General features: G+C 70.5%; 22 protein-coding genes. 8 read left to right on the top strand and 14 right to left on the bottom strand.

Annotation, left to right across the window (positions count from 1 at the left end; all coding sequences use genetic code 11):
- Positions 1–139: 139 nt before the first annotated feature.
- Both OG588_RS48035 and OG588_RS48030 read right to left on the bottom strand, forming a co-directional pair.
- Positions 140–937, bottom strand: coding sequence for a SigB/SigF/SigG family RNA polymerase sigma factor (locus OG588_RS48035; RefSeq protein WP_405952827.1), 798 nt, complete (start codon positions 935–937; stop codon positions 140–142).
- 389 nt (positions 938–1,326) lie between these two features.
- Positions 1,327–1,683 carry a helix-turn-helix transcriptional regulator gene (locus OG588_RS48030; RefSeq protein ID WP_405952826.1) on the bottom strand — a complete coding sequence of 119 codons (357 nt, stop codon included), beginning with the start codon at positions 1,681–1,683 and terminating at the stop codon, positions 1,327–1,329.
- Between the two features lie 246 nt (positions 1,684–1,929).
- Between OG588_RS48030 and OG588_RS48025 the strand changes: the two genes are divergently transcribed.
- Positions 1,930–2,586 (top strand): STAS domain-containing protein, encoded by a 657-nt coding sequence (locus tag OG588_RS48025; RefSeq protein ID WP_405952825.1) that lies wholly within the window; start codon positions 1,930–1,932, stop codon positions 2,584–2,586.
- A gap of 22 nt (positions 2,587–2,608) precedes the next feature.
- Here the strand turns inward: OG588_RS48025 and OG588_RS48020 are convergent, their stop codons facing one another.
- The 3 genes from OG588_RS48020 to OG588_RS48010 are packed head-to-tail and all read right to left on the bottom strand — an operon-like array spanning position 2,609 to position 4,873.
- On the bottom strand, positions 2,609–3,637 hold the full coding sequence (locus OG588_RS48020) for a Ppx/GppA family phosphatase (RefSeq protein WP_405952824.1): 1,029 nt from the start codon (positions 3,635–3,637) through the stop codon (positions 2,609–2,611).
- A gap of 46 nt (positions 3,638–3,683) precedes the next feature.
- Positions 3,684–4,616 carry a non-homologous end-joining DNA ligase gene (gene ligD / locus OG588_RS48015; protein ID WP_405952823.1) on the bottom strand — a complete coding sequence of 311 codons (933 nt, stop codon included), beginning with the start codon at positions 4,614–4,616 and terminating at the stop codon, positions 3,684–3,686.
- On the bottom strand, positions 4,616–4,873 hold the full coding sequence (locus tag OG588_RS48010) for a DUF6479 family protein (protein WP_405952822.1): 258 nt from the start codon (positions 4,871–4,873) through the stop codon (positions 4,616–4,618). The genes ligD and OG588_RS48010 overlap by 1 nt, the downstream gene beginning before the upstream one ends.
- Positions 4,874–5,040: 167 nt before the next feature.
- On the opposite strand from OG588_RS48010, the gene OG588_RS48005 reads away from it, so the two are divergent.
- The 4 genes from OG588_RS48005 (at position 5,041) to OG588_RS47990 (ending at position 8,219) form a co-directional block, all read left to right on the top strand.
- On the top strand, positions 5,041–5,625 hold the full coding sequence (locus tag OG588_RS48005; RefSeq protein WP_405952821.1) for a carboxymuconolactone decarboxylase family protein: 585 nt from the start codon (positions 5,041–5,043) through the stop codon (positions 5,623–5,625).
- An 11-nt stretch (positions 5,626–5,636) separates the two neighbouring features.
- Positions 5,637–6,503 (top strand): RNA polymerase sigma-70 factor, encoded by an 867-nt coding sequence (locus OG588_RS48000; protein ID WP_405953400.1) that lies wholly within the window; start codon positions 5,637–5,639, stop codon positions 6,501–6,503.
- A 277-nt stretch (positions 6,504–6,780) separates the two neighbouring features.
- Positions 6,781–7,200, top strand: a complete 420-nt coding sequence (locus OG588_RS47995) for a hypothetical protein (protein WP_405952820.1) — start codon at positions 6,781–6,783, stop codon at positions 7,198–7,200.
- A gap of 8 nt (positions 7,201–7,208) precedes the next feature.
- A complete protein-coding gene (locus tag OG588_RS47990; RefSeq protein WP_405952819.1) occupies positions 7,209–8,219 on the top strand; it encodes a MerR family transcriptional regulator in 1,011 nt (336 codons plus the stop codon).
- Between the two features lie 11 nt (positions 8,220–8,230).
- On the opposite strand, the gene OG588_RS47985 is transcribed toward OG588_RS47990, so the two are convergent.
- The 3 genes from OG588_RS47985 to OG588_RS47975 all read right to left on the bottom strand — a co-directional run bounded on the left by OG588_RS47985 (position 8,231) and on the right by OG588_RS47975 (position 10,618).
- Positions 8,231–9,127, bottom strand: a complete 897-nt coding sequence (locus OG588_RS47985; protein ID WP_405952818.1) for a helix-turn-helix transcriptional regulator — start codon at positions 9,125–9,127, stop codon at positions 8,231–8,233.
- Between the two features lie 64 nt (positions 9,128–9,191).
- Positions 9,192–10,106 (bottom strand): alpha/beta hydrolase, encoded by a 915-nt coding sequence (locus OG588_RS47980; protein ID WP_405952817.1) that lies wholly within the window; start codon positions 10,104–10,106, stop codon positions 9,192–9,194.
- Positions 10,107–10,150: 44 nt separating this feature from the next.
- Complete coding sequence (locus OG588_RS47975; protein WP_405952816.1) at positions 10,151–10,618, bottom strand: cupin domain-containing protein; 468 nt, start codon at positions 10,616–10,618, stop codon at positions 10,151–10,153.
- 195 nt (positions 10,619–10,813) lie between these two features.
- Between OG588_RS47975 and OG588_RS47970 the strand changes: the two genes are divergently transcribed.
- Complete coding sequence (locus tag OG588_RS47970; RefSeq protein ID WP_405952815.1) at positions 10,814–11,476, top strand: TMEM175 family protein; 663 nt, start codon at positions 10,814–10,816, stop codon at positions 11,474–11,476.
- 10 nt (positions 11,477–11,486) lie between these two features.
- On the opposite strand, the gene OG588_RS47965 is transcribed toward OG588_RS47970, so the two are convergent.
- Both OG588_RS47965 and OG588_RS47960 read right to left on the bottom strand, forming a co-directional pair.
- Positions 11,487–12,608 carry an alpha/beta hydrolase gene (locus OG588_RS47965; protein ID WP_405952814.1) on the bottom strand — a complete coding sequence of 374 codons (1,122 nt, stop codon included), beginning with the start codon at positions 12,606–12,608 and terminating at the stop codon, positions 11,487–11,489.
- Positions 12,609–12,671: 63 nt separating this feature from the next.
- Positions 12,672–15,365: a LuxR C-terminal-related transcriptional regulator gene (locus tag OG588_RS47960; protein WP_405952813.1), complete on the bottom strand. Its 2,694-nt coding sequence runs from the start codon at positions 15,363–15,365 to the stop codon at positions 12,672–12,674.
- A 123-nt stretch (positions 15,366–15,488) separates the two neighbouring features.
- Here OG588_RS47960 and OG588_RS47955 point away from each other — a divergent pair, with 123 nt between their 5' ends.
- Positions 15,489–16,202, top strand: a complete 714-nt coding sequence (locus OG588_RS47955) for a hypothetical protein (RefSeq protein WP_405952812.1) — start codon at positions 15,489–15,491, stop codon at positions 16,200–16,202.
- Positions 16,203–16,245: 43 nt separating this feature from the next.
- Here the strand turns inward: OG588_RS47955 and OG588_RS47950 are convergent, their stop codons facing one another.
- The 4 genes from OG588_RS47950 to OG588_RS47935 form a co-directional block, all read right to left on the bottom strand.
- The gene (locus tag OG588_RS47950; protein ID WP_405952811.1) at positions 16,246–17,007 is read right to left on the bottom strand and encodes an SDR family NAD(P)-dependent oxidoreductase; all 762 of its coding nucleotides are present in this window, start codon (positions 17,005–17,007) and stop codon (positions 16,246–16,248) included.
- A 32-nt stretch (positions 17,008–17,039) separates the two neighbouring features.
- Positions 17,040–18,095: an MBL fold metallo-hydrolase gene (locus OG588_RS47945; protein ID WP_405952810.1), complete on the bottom strand. Its 1,056-nt coding sequence runs from the start codon at positions 18,093–18,095 to the stop codon at positions 17,040–17,042.
- A gap of 81 nt (positions 18,096–18,176) precedes the next feature.
- Entirely contained in the window at positions 18,177–18,857 is a 681-nt protein-coding gene (locus OG588_RS47940) for an SDR family NAD(P)-dependent oxidoreductase (RefSeq protein ID WP_405952809.1), read from the bottom strand.
- A gap of 139 nt (positions 18,858–18,996) precedes the next feature.
- Positions 18,997–19,659 (bottom strand): ScbR family autoregulator-binding transcription factor, encoded by a 663-nt coding sequence (locus OG588_RS47935; protein ID WP_405952808.1) that lies wholly within the window; start codon positions 19,657–19,659, stop codon positions 18,997–18,999.
- A gap of 182 nt (positions 19,660–19,841) precedes the next feature.
- Here OG588_RS47935 and OG588_RS47930 point away from each other — a divergent pair, with 182 nt between their 5' ends.
- Positions 19,842–20,747, top strand: coding sequence for an AfsA-related hotdog domain-containing protein (locus OG588_RS47930; protein ID WP_405952807.1), 906 nt, complete (start codon positions 19,842–19,844; stop codon positions 20,745–20,747).
- Positions 20,748–20,888 lie beyond the last annotated feature (141 nt).

The raw sequence follows: 20,888 nt of genomic DNA, 5'->3' as shown, positions 1-20,888 counted from the left end.
GTTTGAACCGCGCCCAGCCCGGTAGTCCGAAGAGGGCCGATCACTGCCCAACCGCTCCCGGGAGGGTTCGGCAGTGAGCCCGCCACCGGCCGCCCCGGGAACACTCCCGCGGGGCGGCCGGCCTCCCTCCCCGGCGCGGTCAGGCGGCGTCGGCCAGTACGCGTTCGCGCACGGCGGCGCAGGAGTGGGTGATCAGTCGGGAGACATGCATCTGGGAGACGCCGAGCTGCTCCGCTATACGACTCTGGGTCATGCCCTGGAAGAAACGGAGGTAGAGGATCATGCGCTCGCGTTCGGGCAGTGTAAGCAGGGCGGGCTTGACCGCCTCGCGGTCGACGACCAGGTCGAATCCGGCGTCCCACTCCCCCAGCAGCCCGACGAGCGTCATACCCGCGTCCTCACCCGGCGTCTCGGCGTCCAGCGAGAGCGCGGTGAAGCTGTCCAGCGCCTCCAGACCGGCCTGTACGTCCTCCTCGCTCAGCTGCGTGTGCTCGGCGAGCTCGGCGACGCTCGGACGCCGGTCCGAACCGGTGGCGGCGAGGTCCCGGAGGGCGACGCGCACCCTGTTGCGGAGTTCCTGGACGCGCCGGGGCACGTGCAGGGCCCACATGTGGTCGCGGAAGTGGCGTTTGATCTCGCCGGTGACGGTCGGGACGGCGTAGCTCTCGAAGGCGTGGCCGCGCTCGGGGTCGTAGCCGTCGACGGCCTTGACGAGACCGAGGGCCGCGACCTGGCGCAGGTCCTCGTAGGGCTCGCCCTTTCCCCGATAGCGGCCGGCGATGCGTTCGGACATGGGGAGCCAGACGCGGACGAGTTCGTCGCGCAGGGCGTCCCGTTCGGGGCCGCCGGGCAGGTGCGAGAGGCGGGCGAAGGCGGCGGCGGTACGGGGGGCGTCGTCGTGCGGATGGCGCTTCCGAGTGACGGTGACTGTGTCCATGGTGCTTGCAACTCCCTTTGGGGGTTGTCGACGGACGGTCCCCATGGGAGCGGGCACGCACGGATCAGGTGCAACACACCCGCGATCCGGCATACGCCGGCTCCCACGGACGTGCCTCCTGTCCGAAGCACTCACCCTGCGCCTGCCCGCACTCGGCACGCTGAAACAAATGCGCGAAAGCGATGACCCCTAGACGCCAGAACGTTATAAACAATGACGAATCGGACGGGCTGGATCCATTGCGCGGATACGTCGACACAGCCCTGGGGTCCCCCTGAGCGATCAGGACGGAGCGGAACCGCCATCGGTCGCCGCGCGCTGACGGCTGTAGTGGCGGGCCGCTCGGGCGCGGTTTCCGCATGACTCCCGACTCCCGCCAACTCCGCGGGTCACTCCGCGAGTTCGGAGTCCCGCTCACCCGTCGGCGTGCCCGAGTGCTCGCGCTGCGCGTCGTGCTGCGCGAGGGTGGACAGCAGCGCCTCGACGGTCATTCCGGCCTCGGCCGGGTGCCGGAGGATGGTCCCCGGCTGGATCCGGTACGCATTGGTCCGCCCCTCCCGCGTGTGGCTGAGATAGCCGTCCTGTTCCAGGTCGGAAATGATCTTCTGTACGGCTCTCTCGGTGAGCCTGCACCGCACGGCGATGTCACGGATACGGGTGCGGTGGTCCTCGGCGATCGCGGCCAGTACTCGGGCATGGCTGGTGAGGAACGTCCACCCTGCGTGTGTCTCGGATACTCCGTCCATGACCCCCAGCATAGGCCCCATCTTTCACGTATCTAGAGACACGAAAAAGATTTCATGTATATCTTGACGCGCTAAATGCAGCGGGTGAGACTTGACCGGGCAGAAAACAGGGCGGATGCCTCGGGAGCGGCTGCCATGCAAGAACACGAACGTAGCGCTCCTCTCAGGAGCGGGGTCCGGACGATCTGTGCCGTGTCACCCGTCCCTGCGGTGGATCCCTTGTCGGTTTCCGCCTCCTTGAAGATAGTGACGCGACCTGCCGGTAACCGGACGGTCGTCGTGGTCTCCGGGGAGATCGACATCGACACAGAAGAAGCGGTGCGGAGCGCCCTGCGACGGGCACTCGCCGGTTCACCCGGAGGGCTGGACCTCGATCTGGCCGGAGTCGGTTTCTGCGACTGCGCCGGGCTCAACGTCCTGCTGTCGGTGCGCCGACTCGCCCTGGCGGACGGCAAGACGCTCGGCGTCCGGGCCGTCAGCGCCGGGGTCGAGAGGCTGTTCGCGCTCACCGACACGTCGTCGCTGTTCAGCCACGCGCCAGGACCTACGGCCGCCGACGGGGTGGTCAACGCCTGGCGCGGACATTCCCCCACGGCGCACGACCTGATGGAGGAGAACGGCGTGTCCGACGAGGCCGAGGAGCTGCGCGTCGAGGTCGGGCAGCTCAAGCGCGCGATGCTGACCCGGCCGGTCATCGACCTGGCCCGCGGAGTGCTGATGGCCTCCTTCGGCCTCAGTCCCGAGGACGCGTGGAGCGTCCTGGTCGACGTCTCGCAGCACACGAACACCAAGCTCCATCAACTGGCCGTAGAACTCGTCGACTCGGTCAATGGAGCGCCGCTGCCCACGGACCTGCAACAGCGGATCTCCACGGCGGTCGCCGAGATCGCACGCCCGGCGTAGGTCGGCGCGGTACGGACGTCAACTACCCACCGGCGTGGGTCGGCTTCGGCACCGGCGCGATCCGCAGGGCGACCGCACCGGCGGCTTCCGCGTCGTCGCTGCGCCGCGTCATCTCCGTCCACCACGACCCGCCGTCCTCGATGTACCGCAGCAGCACTCCTTCACGGATGCCCCAGGGGCAGACGGTCACGGTCCTGATGCCCGCGAGCTTCATGACCGTGTGCCCGACCACGGCTCCGGCCAGGCTCTGCGCGGCGCGCGGTGCCGAGACGCCGGGGAGCAGGGCCCGCTCGGAGGCCGCGAGGGCGGCCAGCCGGTCGAGGCCCACACGCAGTTCCGCCCGCGCCAACCGCCGTTCCACAAAGGGACCTTGACGTCCGGGAGCGGCGCCGCAGAGGCGGGCCAGCTGCTGGAAGGTGCGGGACGTGACGACGGTGGTGCGGGGCCCTTCCCAGCGGATCCGTGCGGCCACGTCCCGCAGTTGGTGCCGTACCTCGCGACGCAGCGCCTTGACCGCACGCTCGGGCGGCGGGTCCTGGCCGTAGAGGAAATCACGGGTCAGGCGGCCCGCGCCGAGGGGTAGGGACGCCACGAAGTCGGGCAACCGGCCGCGTCCGAAGGCGACTTCGAAGGAGCCGCCGCCGATGTCGAACAGGGCGAGCGGGCCCGCGCGCCAGCCCATCCAGCGCCGGGCGCCGAGGAACGTCAGCTCGCCCTCCACCTCTCCCGGCAGTGTGCACAGCCGTACGCCGGTCTCGGTGCGCACGGAGCGGAGCACGTCGAGCCGGTTCGGTGCGCCGCGAACCACCGCTGTGGCGAAGGCGATTGGGCCCGCCGCGCCCCAGTGCCGGGCGGTCTCCGCGGCGGCCGCCACCGCCTGCACGAGGTGGCGTACAGAGTCCTCGGGGATCTCCCCGTACGGCTGCCCGACGCGCTCGGAGAGCCGTAACTTCCACTTGGCCGTGTGCACGGGCAGCGGTGCGCCGTCCTCCAGGTCCGCCACCACGAGCCGCACCGTGTTCGAGCCCACGTCCACCACGCTCATCCGCATGAACCGGTGAGTACCCGGGGCGGGAGCCGTCAGTCGTCGTGGTGGTTCAGCCGCGCAGGCCGTCGAGTCGTCGACCGGCCGGGGTGAGGGAACGCCCCCGACTCGCCAGTCCTGCCCAGGGGTTGGTGCGGGCCTGGTCCACGGCGTCGGTGATGGTCCAGCACCGGGCGTCGAGGTCCCGGTCGTCGAGTTGGTCCCAGCTGATGGGGACGGCGACCGGGGCGCCGGGCTCGGCGCGGACGGCGTAGGGGGCGACGGCGGTCTGGGCGTAGCCGTTGCGCTGTATGTCGAGGTAGAGGCGTTCCCCGCGGTCCTTCTTGCGTGCCGCCGTGGTGAGTCGGTCGGGGTGTGCCTCGGCGAGGTGGTCGGCGACGTCCTTGGCGAAGGCGCGTACCGTGTCGAAGTCCTCCCGCCCGTCGAGGGGCACCACCAGGTGCAGACCGCGCGAGCCGGTGGTCATCGGCGCGGACGGCAGCCGTACTTCGTCGAGCAACTCACGCAGCAGCAGGGCGGCTTGACGTACGGCGGCGAAGTCGCTCCCCTTTCCCGCGTCCGAGGGGTCGAGGTCGAACACCAGGCGGTCGGGCCGGTGGAGTCGGCCGGTCCGGGACAGCCAGCGGTGCGGGGTGAGGCAGGCCTGGTCGGCGAGATACACGAGGGTGGCGGTGTCGTCGCAGACCAGATGGGTGACCGTGCCGCCTTCCTTGGACACCTCGACGCGCTTGATCCATTCCGGGTAGTGCGCCGGGACGTTCTTCTGCATGAACCGGGGACCGTCGATGCCGTCCGGGTGCCGTTCCAGCATCAACGGGCGTCCGCGCAGCTGCGGCAGCATGAAGGGGGCGACGGCCCGGTAGTACGCGACGAGGTCGCCCTTCGTGTACTCCTTGCCGTTCTCGTCGGCGGGGAACAGCACCTTGTCGGGCCGGTGGACGGAGAGGCTGCGGCGGCCCGCCCGCACGGTCCGGGTGCCGGCCATCAGGAACCGCCGGTCCCCTCGTTCCAGCGCGGACGCTCCCGCTGTTGCCTGATTTCCCCGACGGGGCCGGATTCCGGCAGCCGGGGCTGCTCGTCCGGGCGCGGCGGGGCCGGTTCCCGCTGTCGCACCTTGATGCCCAGCCGGACAGCCCACACCAGCAACGCGACGATGACGAGACCACCGGCAAAGGCCACCACCAAGCCCATGGCGGCACCGGACATGGCGAGCTCCACGTGTTCGTTCTCGGCGATCAGCATGTCGGCCGAGTACCCGCGCACGGAGTGACCAAGCAGGAGGCCGACCGGAGTGCCCGATCCCGGTGCCACATCCGCGCGCCATCGGTGTCACATCCGCGAGCCCGCCGGTGTCTTCATGCCGAACCGCCGACCAGGCACACGTACAACACACGTACAAGGAGAACACCGTGACACCTCGCCTTCCGAAGGCCGAGCTTCCCGCCGAGCTCCGCGACCACATGATCAAGCAGCTCGGGGCCGTCCCCGAGCCCGTCGAAGTGCTGTGGAACCAGCCCCAACTCGCCGCGGCCAACCAGGAGTTCGCGGCCAAGGTGGGCACGTGGGACGCGGCCGACCCGAGCCTCAAGACGTTCGCGCACATGGCCGTCGCGGCGCAGGTCGGCTGCAGCTGGTGCCTCGACGTCAACTACTTCCACGCGCTGAACCAGAACCTGGACCTGGCCAAGGCGAGCCAGGTCCCGCGCTGGCGGCAGTCGGAGGTCTTCACACCGCTGGAGCGGGACGTGCTCGCGTACGCGGAGGCCATGACGAACACCCCGCCGACCGTCACCGACGAGCTGTCCCAGAGCCTGCTCGACCGTCTCGGCCCGGCCGCGCTCGTCGAACTCACCGTGTTCATCGGCTTCGCCAACATGGCGGCCAGGTGCAACACCGCGCACGGGATCACCTCGCAGGGCTACGCGGACTCGTGCGAGATTCCGCTGGCATCCCGGACGGCGCACGCCGGCGCCGACGTAGCGTCGACGGCATGACTGCCAATGGCGTGAGCGAGGACCCCTTCGTCGTCCATCGCGGCCTCCTGTTCACGGTCGCCTACGAGATGCTCGGGTCGGCGGCCGACGCGGAGGACGTGTTGCAGGAGTCCTGGCTGCGCTGGGCCGACGTCGACCGGTCACAGGTGCGGGACCCGAGGTCGTACCTCGTCCGGCTCGTCACCCGGCAGGCGCTCAACCGGCTGCGCACGGTGTCGCGGCGCCGTGAGGAGTACGTGGGCGAGTGGCTGCCGGAACCCTTGCTGACGAGTCCCGATGTCGCCGAGGACGTCGAACTCGCGGAGAACGTGTCGATCGCGATGCTGACCGTGCTGGAGACGCTCGGGCCCACCGAGCGTGCGGTGTTCGTGCTGCGCGAGGTCTTCGAGCTGTCGTACGGCGAGATCGCGGAGGTCGTCGGGAAGTCGGCCGCCACGGTGCGACAGGTCGCGCGGCGGGCCCGGGAGCATGTGGCGGCCCGGCGGCCTCGGGTGCGGGTGAGCCGGTCGGAGCAGCGGGCCGTGGTGGAGCGGTTCCTGCGCGCGCTGCGGACCGGGCAGTTGCAGGAGCTGCTGGAGGTGATGGCGCCGGACGTGGTCATGGTGACCGACGGCGGCGGGGTGGTCGCCGCCGCGCTCGCCCCGCTCCATGGAGCCGAGCTGGTGGCGCCGATCCTCGCCCGCGCGCACACGTTGGTGGCCGCGTTCGACACCACGCCCGTGTGGCTCAACGGTGAACCGGCGGGCCGGATCGAGATCGACGGCGAACCGTCCGCGATCAGTGTCGTGGTGGAGGACGGCCGGATCACTCGGATCTACGTGGTGCGCAATCCGCGGAAGCTGACGCAGTTGGACGAGCCGACCGAACTCGTCAGGTGAGTCCGCCGCCGCTGCGAACCCCCCTCTGTACAGGGTGAGTTGAGGCGCCCCGGCACTACGATCGACCCGACTGCGTAGAGGGGGCGGTGGCGGTGGCGGTTCCGCCTCGCCGTCGGCGACCTCGCCGGGGACGGCTCGGAGCAGTACGGCCGGCTTACAGCCCACGGCGTCGGCCACCCCCGGGACCGATCCGAGCAGGGAACCGAAGACCGCGGCGCAGGCCCGGGCGCTGGTCCAACAGGTCATCTCCGGGCCGGAGTTGTTCGGGACCGGGGTGTTGCGGGCGACGCCGTACGAGAGTGATCCCGAGCAGTGGGCGGTGTTGGGTGACGACTGTCTGCGGCGGCTGCGCCCGTTGCCCGAGGACGCGTTGGCCACGCTGACCCGGCACTTCCAGGTGCCCGCCTCCGGCGCGAAGGGAGCCGTGCGGCTGTCCGCCACGGTCACCGTGCACCGCACGGCGTTGGACGCGTCGTGGGAGCAGGCGCGGATGCTGGAGGAGGACCTCGACTGCACGGAGCAGACCCAGCGACCGGGTGAACGCCTCACGGGGTTGCAGTCGTTGTTGTTCGCCCGCGGCGAGGGCGGCAACAACAGCGGCGACGATCTGCTGCTGGAGACAGGACAGTGCGTCAGCGACACACATGGCGGCCCGTACCCGTACTGGTTGACTCTCAGGCCACTTGAGATCCCATAGTGACAGGCGTGAACGAACTGGAGCTCCACTCCATCGGGGACGTCGCCCGCCGCACCGGTCTGAGTGTGAGCGCGATCAGGTTCTACGCCGACGAGGGCCTCGTCGCGCCGACCGGTCTCACCGAGGGCGGCTTCCGGCGGTACGACGTGCACGCCATCGCCCGGCTCGAACTCGTGCGCACCCTGCGCGACTTGGGCGCCGGCCTGGACGACATCCGCCGGGTGCTGGCAAGGGAGACCAACCTTCACGATCTTGCCGTCACGCATCTGCGGCTGGTCGAGGACCAGTTACGGCAGTTCCGGGCGCGCCGTGCCGTGCTGCGGACCATCACGCGGCAGCACACCACGGCGGAACAGGTGAGCCTGATGCACAAGCTGGCGTCGATGTCCGACGACGACCGTGACCAACTCGTCGACCGGTTCTGGGACTTCGTGACCGACGGCCTGGACGTCCGTCCCGGTTATGTCGAACGGCTGCACAGCCTGCGGCCGCAGCTGCCGGAGGAACCGTCCACCGAGCAGTTGGAGGCCTGGATCGCACTCGCGGAGATCGTGCGGGACGAGGAGTTCCGCACAGCACTGCGGGACTTCTTCCACCGTACATTCGGCACCGCGCAGGGCAAGTTGATGACTTCCCCGGAGATGACGGCCCGCGTCGAGAGGCATCGCGAGCTCCTCCTTGCGGCACAGGCCGCCCAGCAGGCCGGCGTGCCCGCGGACGCACCGCAGGCCCGGGACCTCGCCGAGCAAGTGGCCGCCAGCTCGGCCGCGTTGGTCGCCGCCATGACCGGGGAGCACGACGTCGACAGGGCCCGGCGCACCCTCGTCGAGTTCGACCGGAACGGCAAGGACGTGTGGCGGCCGGCCAAGGCGCCTGGCCTGAAGCTGCTGGCCAAGTACCACTCGCTGGTGGCGACGATCAACGGCACGCCCGGGCCCGACCCGGACCCGGACCGGGCGGCGACCGTCCGGGAATGGATGGCCGACGGGTTGCGGGGGTCCTCGACGAGGTCGACGTAGCCCCTTCGTCCTCAACTCGGGCCGTCGGACCCCGACATGGCGTGGGCCAGGCCCGGCTCCGGACAGGTGGCGCGCAGTGCGTCCATCTTCTCCGCGTCGGTCGTCCCGGCCGCCGCCGTGTACGTGATGATCCTGAGGTCGGTGCCGGCGGCCATCACGACGTCGAGGTCCAGGTCGAGGTCGCCCACCCGGGGGTGCTCGACGGTCTTGCGGTCGCCGACGTGGGTGCGTGCGGTGCCGTTGGACCACAGGCGGGCGAAGCGCGGGCTGTCGCGCAGCATGCGGTCGACGAACGCGGCGAGCCGCGCGTCGTGGGGATGGGCGGCGGCCGTCACCCGCAGGTCGGCGACGAGGTCTTCTTCCTCGACCTCGTCGCCCACCCAGGACCGGACCGGCCAGGCCGCGATCGGCGCCCGCCCCTTTACGCCGTCCGACCGGAACATGCCTGCCACGAGGTTCCGCTCGCCCCAGCCGTACGTACGGGGATCACCGATCGCCTCGGACCACATCGGGTTCCAGCTGACGAGGGTCCAGTCGGCGGCGAACACCGCGGTGGGGTTACCCGCCAGCTGGCCCACCAGGCGGTGCACCCTCGCGGGGACGTGCCGGGACACGTTCCCGGCCGAGGGCGGTGCGAGGTGCGCGCAGCGGAACAGGTGGTCGCGCTCGGACGGTTCGAGGCGCAGCGCCCTGGCCAGCGCGGTGACCACCTGGGCGGAGGGGTTGCGAGCGCGGCCCTGTTCCAGCCGGACCACGTAGTCGACCGACAGTCCGGCCAGCCCGGCCAGTTCCTCCCGCCGCAGCCCGGGGATGCGCCGGTCCCCGCCCGCCTCCAGCCCGCTGTCCCGCGGTGACACGCGTTCGCGCCACCCCCGCAGGGCGATGCCGAAGTGGTTCGTCGTAGCCATGGAGAACAGTGTCGTTCAACTGCCGTGCGGTACACGGAGGTTCAGCCGCCGTACAGCGGAGTCTTTACTCGCCGGACGTGTCCGCGCCGTCGGCCCACCGGGCCCGGATGAAGGCTCCGGCGGCGTCGAGCGCGGCGGCGCCCTCGTCGAGCAGCGCGGCGAACGCCTGGAAGACGTGCGGGACTTCGGGCCAGACCTGGAGTTCTACGTGGACGTCGTGCTCGGCGGCGCGCGCGGCCAGCCGTACGGCGTCGTCCAGGAGGATCTCGTAGGAGCCGACCTGGATGAACAGGGGCGCGAGGCCGGTCAGATCGGCGTAGACGGGGCTGGCGTGCGGGGTGGTGGGGTCCGTGGTGCCGAGGTAGTCGCGGGCGCGGGTGCGCAGGCCCTCCGGGGTCAGTGAGGCGTCGACCGCCGCCTTGCTCGTCGCGCTGTCGCCGGACACGCTCAGGTCCGCCCACGGGGAGAACACCGTGGCGGAGGCGGGCTGAGGCAGGCCCGCGTCCTTGACGGCGACCAGGGTCGCGGCGACGAGGCCGCCGCCCGCGGACTCGCCGACGAAGGCGATGGCGGAACTGGGAGTTCCGTCGTCGAGCAGGGCCCGGTACACGGCGAGGGCGTCGTCGACCGCCGCGGGGAACGGGTGCTCGGGTGCCAGCCGGTAGTCGACACAGACGGCGCGTGCACCGGTGCGCCGGGAGACCTCGGCGGCCAGACCCGCGGCGTCGGCCGCGGAGCCGATGACGTACGCGCCACCGTGCAGGTACAAGAGGACGCTCGCCGGGTCGGTCGTCGGCGTCTCGACGGTGACGACCGGTACGCCGCCCAGTTCGCCCTCCGTCGTCTTGACGTCCGGCGGCAGCGGGATGGACGTCATCATGTCGTGGAAGAGGGCGCGCTGTTGAGCGACCTCCCCGCCGAGGTCGAGCGGGCCGTGCCGCAGCATCTCGTCGAGGGCCTGGCGCTGTTGCCGGGACATGGCTGTGCCTTTCGTGGTTCCGGTCGGTGCGGTGGAGTCGTGGGTCAGCGGGGTGGGCCGACGATGATCTGGCCGTACCTGTCGGCGGCCTCGGCCATGAGGTCCCGTGAGATCTCGAAGCCCTCGGGGCGCGGGGTCGTGAGGTCACGTCCCGCGTGCCGGAACATGCCCTCGATGCCGCCGGGCGTGCAGATCATCAGCAGGTCGGCGGTGTCGGAGGTGATCCGGTAGCCGTGCGGCACGTTCCGCGGCAGGAAGACGATGCCGCCCTCCGTCAGCTCCATCTCCTCGTCGTCGCACCACAGCAGCGCACTCCCCTTGATGAGCATGAAGACCTCGTCCTCACGGGTGTGCTTGTGGTACGGCGGCGCCTCGCCCTTGGCGACGGAGAACCGTCCCACCGTCAGCTGTCCGCCGGTCGCGGCGGCGTCGAGGAGTACGGCGAACTCGCCGCCGTCGAGCCATTCCAGTTTCTGCTGCTGCTCGGGCTGTGCGAGGTAGGCCATGGTCATGCGGCGGTCCGTTCTGCGCGATCAGCTGTCTGAGGTGTCTGCGGCCGGGGCCGTGCCCTGTCCGTCCGATGATCCTCTTCTTCGCGCGCCGGCCGCCAGCCGTACGGGTAGGACCAGCAGTACCACTCCCCCGGCCCGGACCTCGGTACCGGGCGCGTCCGAGGGGCCTCGCGGCTTGTGGCATTCTCTGCTGCCATGGATGTCTCGACTGATCAAGAACTGCCGTCCGAGGACCAGGACATGGAGGCCCGGGCGGTCTCCGGCGATCGGCTCACGTTCTTCGGGGACGCCGTGGTCGCCATCGCGCTCACCCTGCTGGCGCTGGAACTGCCGGTACCGGAGGGGTCGACCAACTCCGAGTTGTGGCACTCGGCCACGTCGCACCGTGAGAGCTATCTGGCGTTCACGATCAGCTTCGTGGTGATCGCCGCGCACTGGCGCTCCCACCACCGGGTGTTCCGCTACGTCACGGCGACCAACACCCGGTTGACGTCCCTGACGATGTACTGGCTGCTCACACTGGTGGTCACCCCGTTCGCGACCGACGTGATCGGCGGCCACGGAGCGTTCCAGGCGCGGTTCATCTTCTACGCCGTCGTGCAGTTCCTGTCCTGTCTCCTGTTCATCCTGATGGTCCGCGAGGTCCCCCGCGACGGCCTCCAGCGCCCCGGCACCCCGCCCGAGCTCTTCGCCCGGGCCATCCGCCGCCTCGGCATGGTGGCACTGGGTTTCCTGATCTCGATCCCGGTCTCGCTCGTGACGCACTGGGCATACCTGTGCTGGATCGTGGTTCCGGTCCTCGACTCGGTCGTCGACGCACGGCGCGGCCGCTCCGCGCAACAGGGCCTGGAGGACTGAACAGTCGAGGTCACGCTCGAAGCCGCGCCGTCAGGAACTGTCCGGCCCTCTCCAGGGCGGCGGTCGCCTCGTCGAGGAGCGGACCGTAGGCCTGGAAGACGTGCGGTACACCCGGGGTGACGTCCAGCGTGACCGACACGTCCGCGCCGGCGGCCTGTTGGGCGAGGCGTACGGCGTCGTCGAGGAGCACCTCGTGGCTGCCGACCTGGATGAGGAGCGGCGGCAGGCCCGAGAGGTCGGCGAAGACGGGGCTGATCAGGGCGAGCGAGGGGTCCTGTCCCGCCGTGTAGTCGGTGACCCGGGGTTCGAGGAGTTCCCGGGAGAGCAGCGGATCGGCGGCTCGCTTGGTGTCGATGGAAGCCCCGGCGAGGGTGAGGTCGGCGTACGGCGACATGACGTAGGCCGCGGCGGGCAGCGGCAGTCCGCGGTCCCGGGCGTTGACCAGGGTGGCGATGGCGAGCCCACCGCCCGCGGACTCTCCGGCGAGGACGATGTCCGTGGGGGCGATGCCGTCCTTCAGGAGGGCTTCGTAGGTCGCGAGTGCGTCGTCCACCGCCGCCGGGTACGGGTGCTCGGGGGCGAGCCGGTAGTCGACGGAGTAGACCTTGGCGCCGGTCCGCCGGCCGACCTGCGAGGCCAGACCGGCGGCACTGGCCGCGTCGCCCAGGACGTAGACGCCGCCGTGGAAGTACAGGACGACGTGCCGGGGTTCCACTCCGTCGATGGTGATCGCGGCGACGGGGACGCCGCCCAGCGTGGTCGACGTCAGGGTCACGTCGGAAGGCAGGGGCTGCGCCGACGTCAACTCCCGGAGCAGGCGCCGCTGTTCGCCGACCTCGCTGCCGACGGGGAGGGCCGACCGGCGCAGGATCGCGTCGAGGGTGTTCTGCTGTTCGGTACTCACGGAGTGTTCTCCCATCGGTGGCCTTACTCTGCGGACTTCGAGGAGGTCGAGGCCGAGGCCCTCGATCTCGTGGAGGACGCCGTAGAGCGCCGAGGCGTCCGGCAGCATGCCCGTGAGCACGGTTTCGGTGCCCTGCTGCTCGGGCGTGAACGCCGGGAACGCCGTCAGCAGGGTGGGGCCGAGATGCCCGCAGACCCGGATCTGGTAGCGGACGGGGTCATCACCCATGGGCTCATGGTCGTGGCCGGACAGGTGAACCCGCGTCGCCGGAATCCGGTGATCGTACAGTCCTCAGCCGCGGCCGTTCGACAGGAGCCGCAGCTCACGGCCCCGCTGCACGGCTGCCGACCGGTCGCCGGCACCGAGCTTGGCGTAGATCCGCCGGATGTGGGTGTTGACGGTGTTGAGCGAGACCGACAGTTCGCCGGCGATCTCGGGGCGGGTGAGGTTCGTCGGCAGATAGCGCAGGACGCGCAGCTCGCTCGGGCTGAGGTCCTCGGCCGGTACCCAGAGCGGCCGGTCCGGGCCGCCCGGGGCGGTGCCGCGGACGACGTCGAGGATGTCGGAGACCAGCGCGGCGTGCGAGGTCCGCTGCGGGAGGGTCTCCAGCAGTTCCCAGGCGCCGGTCATCGCGAAGGGCAGGATCATCCGGTCCGGCTCGGCGAGGTTCAGCGCCTGCTCCACGGCCGTTCCCGCCGCGTGCTGGTCGCCGAGGTCGCGGCAGGCGAGCGCGTCCAGGAGGTGGGCCTCGATCGAGGTGAGGGTGGAGTGGGCGGGGGCGGTGCCGTCGAGGACCGGCCGGAGTTCGCGGCGGGCGCCCGCCGGGTCCTGCTCGGCGAGGCGGATCACCGCGGCCGCGGTACGGATCTCGCCGGTGGCGGCGCGCCGCTCGTCCAGGGCGGCTAGGGTGGCCCGCGCCTGCTCGACCATGCCGAGGCGGGCCTGGGTGGCCACCGTCCAGGCGGTCACGCGGGACCAGAGCCCGTGCTCGCCCCTCATGTGTGACTGCACCTGCTCGGCGGCGGTCAACTCGGCCAAGGTCTCCTGGAGTTGACCCCGCGCCGCCGGAAGCATCGCGGAGACCAGATGCACCAGTAGCCGGATACCGGGCTCGCCCTCGGACTGCGTGGCGCGCCGGGCGCGCTCCAGCATCTGTGTCCCCTGGTCGAACTCGCCCGCACAGATCAGCGTCCCGGCGAAGGACACCTGCGCGGGGACGATGACCGGCTCGGCGCTCCAGCCGTACCGGTCGGCCAGCGCCAGGGCCTGCTCGCAGCGGCGTCTGACCAGGGTGAAGGAACGGTTGCCGGAGGCGAATCCGAGGTGGGCGAGGCAGGCCACCTCCAGATAGGGCCGGCCGATGTCGTGGGCGAGCGCGGCGCCCTCCAGCAGGTGTCGCTCGCTGTCGTCGAGCCGTAGCGACCAGGCCTCGGTGACGCCCAGGTTGAGGAGGGCGAGTGCTCGCAGGTCACCGGCGAGCGCGACCTCGGTGGTGGACCGTCCGGTGGTGGGGGACGGCAGTGCGTCGGCCTGCGCGAACACGGCGTCGAAGTTCCCGCGCAGCCGGGCCAGCAACAGGTCCAGGGACGCGATCGCCATGCGCAACCGCTGCCGGCGGTCGGGTGCCGTCGTGTCGGCGTACGCCCTGGCGATCTCCAGGTGTGCCTGGGCTTCGTCCAGGCGGTGCTGGTACAGGTCGGCGTTGGCGTGCACGAGGGCCAGCTCCGGATGTTCCTCGCCGGTGCGGGCCGGGAAGGCGTGCAGCAGCGCCACGACGGTTCCGGCCTGCCCGTCCAGGGTGAGGCTGACGGCGTGATCGGCGAGCAGACGGGCCGCCTCGGCCCAGTCGTCGGCGGCCTGCAAGTGCCGTACGGCATCGGCGACTTGAGCGCGTTCGGCGAGCCAGCGCGCGGCCTGCCGGTGCAGTTCCGGGATGTTCCCGGGGAGCGTGCGGCGCAGTTCGAGCCGGAGCAGGTCGGCGAACATGTGGTGGTAGCGGAACCAGGTTCGGCCGGGATCGAGCGCCACGACGAACGCGTTGGCGTCCTCCAGGTCCAGCAGGATGCGTTCCGATCCGGTCGCACCCGTGAGCAGATCGGCCAGCTCGCCGTTGACGCGATCGAGCAGCGAGGTGCGCAGCAACAGCCGCTGTACGTGCGGCGGTTGGCGCTCCAGCATCTCCGCCAGCAGATACTCGGCGACCGTACGGTGGCTGCCGGAGAACTCGGCGACGAACCGTTCCGGATCCGGGTGCCCGGTCAGGGAGAGCACGGCGAGCCGCAGCCCGGCCGCCCAGCCCTCGGTGCGCTGGTGCAGTGTGCCGGCCACGTCGTCGGGCAGCACGATCTTGGTGGTGGCCAGGAGTTCGCGGGTATCGGCCTCCGTGAAGCGCAGGTGCGCGGCGCGGATCTCGGCCAGTTCGCCGGCCAGCCGCAGCTTGTGCAGGCGCAGGGACGGGTCACGGCGGGTGGCCACGATCGCGTGGGCGCCCGGCGGGAGACCGGTCAGCAGCGTCCCCAACTGCTCGACGGCCGCGGCGGATTCGAGCTCGTGCAGGTCGTCGATGACCAGGAAGAGGGGCTTCGGGGACGCCGTGATCTCGGCCAGCACCTTGTCCATGGCAACGCCACCGTCGAATCCGGGAGTCACGGCCGACGGCTCCGCGGCCCCCTCGGCGCCGACCGCAGCACGGACCGCGTCCAGCAGCGCGAGCCAGAACAACTGCGCGTCCTGCTGGCTCGGCCGTACGGACATGAAGGCGATACGGCGGCGGTCCTGGTGCGGCCGGTCGGCCCAGGTGCGCAGCAGCGAGGTCTTTCCGCTGCCGGCGGGCGCCGCCACCAACGTCACCTGCTTCTCGGCCGCGCGGTCCAGGGCGGCGACGAGGTCACGGCGGTCGATGAGCCCGGGTCGCCCTCGGCCCGCCGCCTGACCTGAACCCGCTGCGGCCTGCGGGTCGGGGGTCGCGCGATGTCCGTCAGCCACACGGTCAGCCTAACCGAGCGCCCCGATCTCCGTTGCTGGAGACGGCAGTTACTGGCGCCGACGGCTGCCGGTGCAGCGGCCACAGCTGGCGGTGCACAAACGCGTTCGCATAGCCTCGCGGACATGACAGATGTGTTCACGGGCGTCCGGCTGCTCGGCCCGCCGGAGACCGACGGTGAGTACATCGCGCTGAGCGAGCACGAGACGGTGCACCTGCACGAGTACACGCGGATCTACGCCGTTCCCGGCCTCTACGAGCATGTCGTCCAGGACCGGCTGCGGTGCCGATCACCGCAGGTCGCGGCGGCGGGTTTCCTGCGCGCGGCCTCGCTCCTCGGGCTGGAGCCGGGCTCGCTGACGGTGCTCGACGTCGGCGCCGGCACGGGCTTGGTCGGCGAACTCGTCCGTGCCGGGGGCGTAGGTCAGGTTGTCGGGGTCGATGCGCTGTCGGCAGCGCGCGAGGCGAGTCTGCGCGACCGGCCGGGTGTCTACGCCGACTACGTGGTCGGCGACTTCCTGCGCCCCGACGCACTGCGCGAGGCTCTACGCCCGTACGCGCCAGGGGGGTTGGTGTCGGCCGGGGCGTTCGGCGGCACGCACGCCACACCACCGGCGCTTGAGAACGCACTGGCGCTCCTGCCACCCGGCGCCCCTGTGGCCTTCACGATCGACGAGCGGTGGATGGACGAGTCGGATCCGGACGGGTTCGGCGCGGCGGTCGAGCGGCTGGTGGCGGCCGGTCGTCTGGCGGTGCTGGAACGAACGCGGTTCCAGCACCGGGTGACGACGACCGGCGAGCCGATCTTCTACCAGCTCGTCGTGGGCCGGACAGGGTGATCCGGGTGACGTCAACGGCCTTTCCGAACGGGCGAGTTGTCGGTCACCAGACCTTCATGCCGCCGTCGACGACGAGGTCCACGCCAGTCACGTAGGCGCTCTCGGCCGACGCGAGGAACAGCGCCGCGTTCGCCACGTCCTCGGGGAGACCCACGCGGCCCAGGAGGGTCCGGCCGAGCATCTGGCGGGAGAAGTCGGCGTTCTCCAACTGCTCGCGGGTGGCGTGGCTTTCGATCAGGCCGGGTGAGATCGAGTTGACGCGGATCCCGAACTCGCCTCCCTCCATGGCCAGTTGGCGGGTCATACCGATGATCGCGGCCTTGTTCGTCGTATGGGACAGGGACGGGAAGCCCTTGAAGCTGAGGGATCCGTTCAGGGACGCCATGTTCACCACCACGCCCTGGCTGGCCTTCAGTTGGGGCCATGCGGCACGGGTGAGGTAGAAGACCAGGTCGACCTCGTCCCGGCGCGCGCCGTCCCAGTCCTCGTCGGTGACGTCTTCGAGCCAGTTGAAGTGGGCCCTGGCGGCGAGGTTGAACAGGACGTCGATCCGGCCGAACTCCCCCACCGCGAAGTCGACGAGCCTGGCGCTTTCGGCGGGATCATCGAGACGGCACGGCTGCAGCGACACCATCTCGCCGCCCTGGGCGCGCACCATCGCGACGGTCTCTTCCGCCGCCTCCACCGTCACGTCGCACCCGACGAGCCGGGCGCCTTCCCGGGCGAACGCCAGGGCCGTCGCGCGACCCGCGCTCCCGCCCGTGCCGGTGACGACACAGACCTTTCCGGCGAGTCGGCCCGGCATCTCAGCGCCCCTTCCGGTGTGTCGAGCCGTGATCAGGCATGGACCTGCGAGCCCTGGCCGAGGTCGAGGCGGAGTGATTCGAGGATGATGAACGTCGTGCTGGCCGTGTAGACGTCGGCGGCGGCGAGGACGCCGGTGTACTTCTTGACGACCGGGTCGGCGGCGTAGGCGACTTGGGCGGCCTGGTACTCCTTGACCGCGGCCCAGGAGTTGTCCCCGTACTTCGCGAAGTACGGCGTGGGGTCGACCGCCGTCAGCGCCTTCTTGACGTTGTCGATGATGTCGTTCACGTACTGCTGGTGGACGACCATGTCCTGCCGGGTGCCGAGCCGACCCATGTGGCCGCCGATGAAGTGCTTCCACGGATATGTCATGGCCTTGGCCGGGGCGGCTATGGAGCCGGGGACGTCCTCGTTCAGGTTGAAGCTGTCGAAGGGGACCCAGCCGGGCAGGTTGACGTCGACCAGCATGAGCGTGTCGTGGTCCGGCAGGTGGATGTAGATGTTGTCGGGCGAGTGGTTGGTGCCGTGCCACGCCAGGTCGACGCGCTCGCCGCCCACGCGCAGCGAGTAACGGTTCTCGAACGTCACGTCGGGCAGCGGCCGGGTCGGGTCGTTGTCCCGGGCGAGCAGCCGCCGGTTCTCGGCGTGGCCGATCCGTGTCACGTGCCGGCCGAACAGCGACGAGGCGCCGAGGTGGTCGGCGTGGTGATGGGAGTAGACGATGTGGGTCACTCTGTTCGAGACCCCGTTGGCGGCGGCGATCTCGTCGATGGCGCGCTGGAGGTTGTGCCCGATGGTGGGAGGCGCGTCGAACAGCACGACACCCTCACGGGTCGTCAGGAACGCCGCCTGGTAGGTGCCGTCGGTCACCCAGTACAGGTTCCGCCGGACCCGACCGACGTAGTAGCCCTGCGAGTTGACGGCGGGGCCGAGCGCGGACGGCGGGATCGGCGCGTAGTCGGGCAGCGTGCCGGTGGCGGCGGACGCCGGGCCGGCGAGTGCGCCGTCGGCCAGCGCGGCGACCGTGGGAACGGCCGCCAGCACCGCGCTCCGGGCGAGGAACGAGCGGCGGTTCGTCGATGACATGGTGGTGCCCTTCGGTCGGTGGTGACGTGCGTGGGGTGGGGATGTGCGTGGATCGGGAAGGGGCGGGGGAACCTGCCCGGGTTACGCGCCGTAGGCCGGCACGATCGCGCCGCTGATGTTCGTCGCGAGGTCGCCGGCGAGGAAGGCGATGATGTGCGCGATCGTCTCCGACGGCATGGCATGGGCCAGCGCCTCGGGAGGGAGCATCGCCCGGTTCTTGGCGGTGTCGAGGAGTTGCGGCGCCACCGCGTTCACGCGGATGCCGTGCGGGCGCAGCTCCAGGTCGAGGATGCGGACGAGGTGGTTGAGCGCCGCCTTGCCGAGGCTGTAGGCGGCCATGCCGGCGGTCGGTTCGCTCGCCGGCCGGGCGGACACGTGCACGATGGCGCCTCGGCCGCGTCCGCGCATGTACGGCGCCACAGCCTGGCTCAGCCACAGCGCGGCGCCGAGGTTGACGTCCAGCATGAGCCGCAGGTCCTCGGGGGTCGCGGTGACCGCCTCTCCCGGGCGGAACGCGCCGAGGGTGTTCACCAGTACCTCGGGCGGGCCGGACTCGGTGGCGATCCGGTCGATGACGTTCCTGGCCACGGCCGGGTCGGTCGCGTCGCCCACTTCCCGCCTTATGCCGTCGGGGAGTTGGTCCAGCGCCTTCTCCGTACGGTCGACCGCCGTCACGCTGAACCCGGCGTCCGCGAGGACCACCGCCGTGGCGAGACCCAGGTCTCCGCCCGCACCGACCACCACCGCCACACGCTCACTCATGGGACCGCCTCCTTGCCTGACGTTGCCGAGGTCCCCGCACCCCAGGTTTGTCGTGAGGCAGGTGAGCGAGCCTCACCGGATTCCGGTGATCTGTCGGCGACACGGAGTCAGGTCAGGCGTAAGGCGTACGCGCGCTCCTTCATTTCATACTCGGCGCGGGCCTCCCCCGGGTAGCCGCCAGCAACGTCCTCGCCCCCTCCAGGCACTTCGCCGCGTCCACCGGCGCCGCCTGCAAGCCCGGCAGGAGCAGCGTCCACAGATCGCTCACCGCGTCCTCGATGTTGCGGCGTTCGTTCAGCGCGTCGGAGACGGTGTGGGTGCCGTAGAAGCTGGAGACGAGGACCCGCGCGGTGCGCTCGGCGTCGACGCCGGGGGCGAGTTCCCCCGCGGCCTCGGCGGCGGCCAGCATGCGGGCAGTCACCTCGATCCACCCCACGAAAGGCCGGGGCAGGGAAACGGGGATGATTCTGCGCTCGCTCCAGAGTCTGTTGCCGGCGCGGACGATCACGTTGTCCCGGAATTCCCGGGCCACGGCGATACTCAGGCCCACCAGCCGGTCGAGAACGGGGGCGTCCTGGGATTCCCAACACTCCACATAGCGAGGCCATTCGGCGAAATGGGCTTCCAGAACACCCCGGGCCAGCCCTTCCTTACTGCCGAAATGGAAATAGATCGCCCCGCTGGTGTACCCGCTCGTACGTGCGACGTCGCTGATGCTCGTACCGACGTATCCGTGCTGTTCGAACAGCACGGCGGCCGTCGCCAGAACAGCCCGCCGAGTGACTTCCGCACGTTCCTGCATATTCTCGGTCGCCCCTGTTCCTGCGTGTCGGATCGTCTTTTCCGGTGAATCTAGCCGACAGGCCGACGTTTCCCGCACGTATGCCAAAGAACCATAGCTTGTATTATTTTATGACTGAATCACACTCTCTCGCACCCCCTGAAACCGCTCCGGAACACCTGACGCTGAGCTGGGACAGCTGCGTGTCCCGGACCCTCGTGCATCGGAAAGCCGTCGCCGAAGTCCTGCTCACCGACGCCCTGGCCCTGCCCGACGGCCGCTTCCTCCTCGCCGCGCAGTGGCCGCGCTCGTACGCCACGTCCATCACGTCAGGTTCCGGTTCCGGTTCGGGTTCGGATTCCGGTTCCGGTTCGGGTTCCGGCGAGCGGCACGATCCGATGCTCGCCGCCGAGACCATCCGCCAGGTCGGCCTGTACATCTGCCAGCGCTTCCTCGGCGCCCCGAGCACGAGCAAGCCCGTCATCAGGAGCGTGGGCTTCCAGCTCGACAACAGCACGGAGCCGGTGGTCGGTTACGGCGCCACCGACGTGCTGTGCCGGGCCGAGGTGTCCGACGTGCGCCACGTGGACGACGTGCCGTGGCCGGTCGCGCTGAGCGTACGGATCCAATTCTCCGCCTCCGGGCGCGAGTTCGGCTCGGCCTTCGGGCGCGTCCGCGTCCTGTCCGAGGAGGAGTACGACACGTTCCGCGGCCCGAATGCCGCCGCGGCCCCCGTCCCGGACGACGTGCACCGCCGCCCGTCGCCGGCCGAGGTGTCGGTGCCGTCCCCCGGCGATGTGATGCTGGTCCGGGATCGCTCCGGGTCTTTGCTGGTGGCACCGGCCGACCTGCGCCACCCACGGTTCTTCGACCACCCCAGTGACCACGTCCCCGGCATGGTCCTGCTGGAGGCGGCCCGCCAGGCGGCCTGCCTGGCCGGAGCCTCCCCCGGCCGACTGAGCGGCTGCCACCTGCGGGCCCTGCGCTTCACCGAGTGGAACTCCCCCGTCCACGTCGAATGCGCCCCGGCCGAGGACGGCTGGACCTTCCAGGTCACCCAGGCCGGCGATACGACGGCCTCCGGCACGCTGTCGTTCGCGACCGAGTGACAAGGGACAACTGGGCGGATTTTCCGCACCCGTTGTGGGCCCGCGATGGACGCCTGTTCGCGACAAGGACGGGCGCCCATCACAAAACAAAAGGCACTGGGTGATCAATTCTTCTGCCGTCGGCCCTCCTGTGCTCACCCC

Source organism: Streptomyces prunicolor, from assembly GCF_045162825.1.
Lineage (GTDB): Bacteria > Actinomycetota > Actinomycetes > Streptomycetales > Streptomycetaceae > Streptomyces > Streptomyces prunicolor.
Note: the sequence above shows the minus strand (reverse complement) of the source record. Positions and strands in the feature narration are given on the sequence as shown.

Bases quoted from the DNA above. Each gene is read 5' to 3' on its own strand.
- OG588_RS48035 (WP_405952827.1), bottom strand. From the start codon at position 937: ATGGACACAGTCACCGTCACTCGGAAGCGCCATCCGCACGACGACGCC.
- OG588_RS48030 (WP_405952826.1), bottom strand. From the start codon at position 1,683: ATGGACGGAGTATCCGAGACACACGCAGGGTGGACGTTCCTCACCAGC.
- OG588_RS48020 (WP_405952824.1), bottom strand. From the start codon at position 3,637: ATGCGGATGAGCGTGGTGGACGTGGGCTCGAACACGGTGCGGCTCGTG.
- ligD (WP_405952823.1), bottom strand. From the start codon at position 4,616: ATGGCCGGCACCCGGACCGTGCGGGCGGGCCGCCGCAGCCTCTCCGTC.
- OG588_RS48010 (WP_405952822.1), bottom strand. From the start codon at position 4,873: ATGCTGATCGCCGAGAACGAACACGTGGAGCTCGCCATGTCCGGTGCC.
- OG588_RS47985 (WP_405952818.1), bottom strand. From the start codon at position 9,127: ATGGCTACGACGAACCACTTCGGCATCGCCCTGCGGGGGTGGCGCGAA.
- OG588_RS47980 (WP_405952817.1), bottom strand. From the start codon at position 10,106: ATGTCCCGGCAACAGCGCCAGGCCCTCGACGAGATGCTGCGGCACGGC.
- OG588_RS47975 (WP_405952816.1), bottom strand. From the start codon at position 10,618: ATGACCATGGCCTACCTCGCACAGCCCGAGCAGCAGCAGAAACTGGAA.
- OG588_RS47970 (WP_405952815.1), top strand. From the start codon at position 10,814: ATGGATGTCTCGACTGATCAAGAACTGCCGTCCGAGGACCAGGACATG.
- OG588_RS47965 (WP_405952814.1), bottom strand. From the start codon at position 12,608: ATGGGTGATGACCCCGTCCGCTACCAGATCCGGGTCTGCGGGCATCTC.
- OG588_RS47955 (WP_405952812.1), top strand. From the start codon at position 15,489: ATGACAGATGTGTTCACGGGCGTCCGGCTGCTCGGCCCGCCGGAGACC.
- OG588_RS47950 (WP_405952811.1), bottom strand. From the start codon at position 17,007: ATGCCGGGCCGACTCGCCGGAAAGGTCTGTGTCGTCACCGGCACGGGC.
- OG588_RS47945 (WP_405952810.1), bottom strand. From the start codon at position 18,095: ATGTCATCGACGAACCGCCGCTCGTTCCTCGCCCGGAGCGCGGTGCTG.
- OG588_RS47940 (WP_405952809.1), bottom strand. From the start codon at position 18,857: ATGAGTGAGCGTGTGGCGGTGGTGGTCGGTGCGGGCGGAGACCTGGGT.
- OG588_RS47935 (WP_405952808.1), bottom strand. From the start codon at position 19,659: ATGCAGGAACGTGCGGAAGTCACTCGGCGGGCTGTTCTGGCGACGGCC.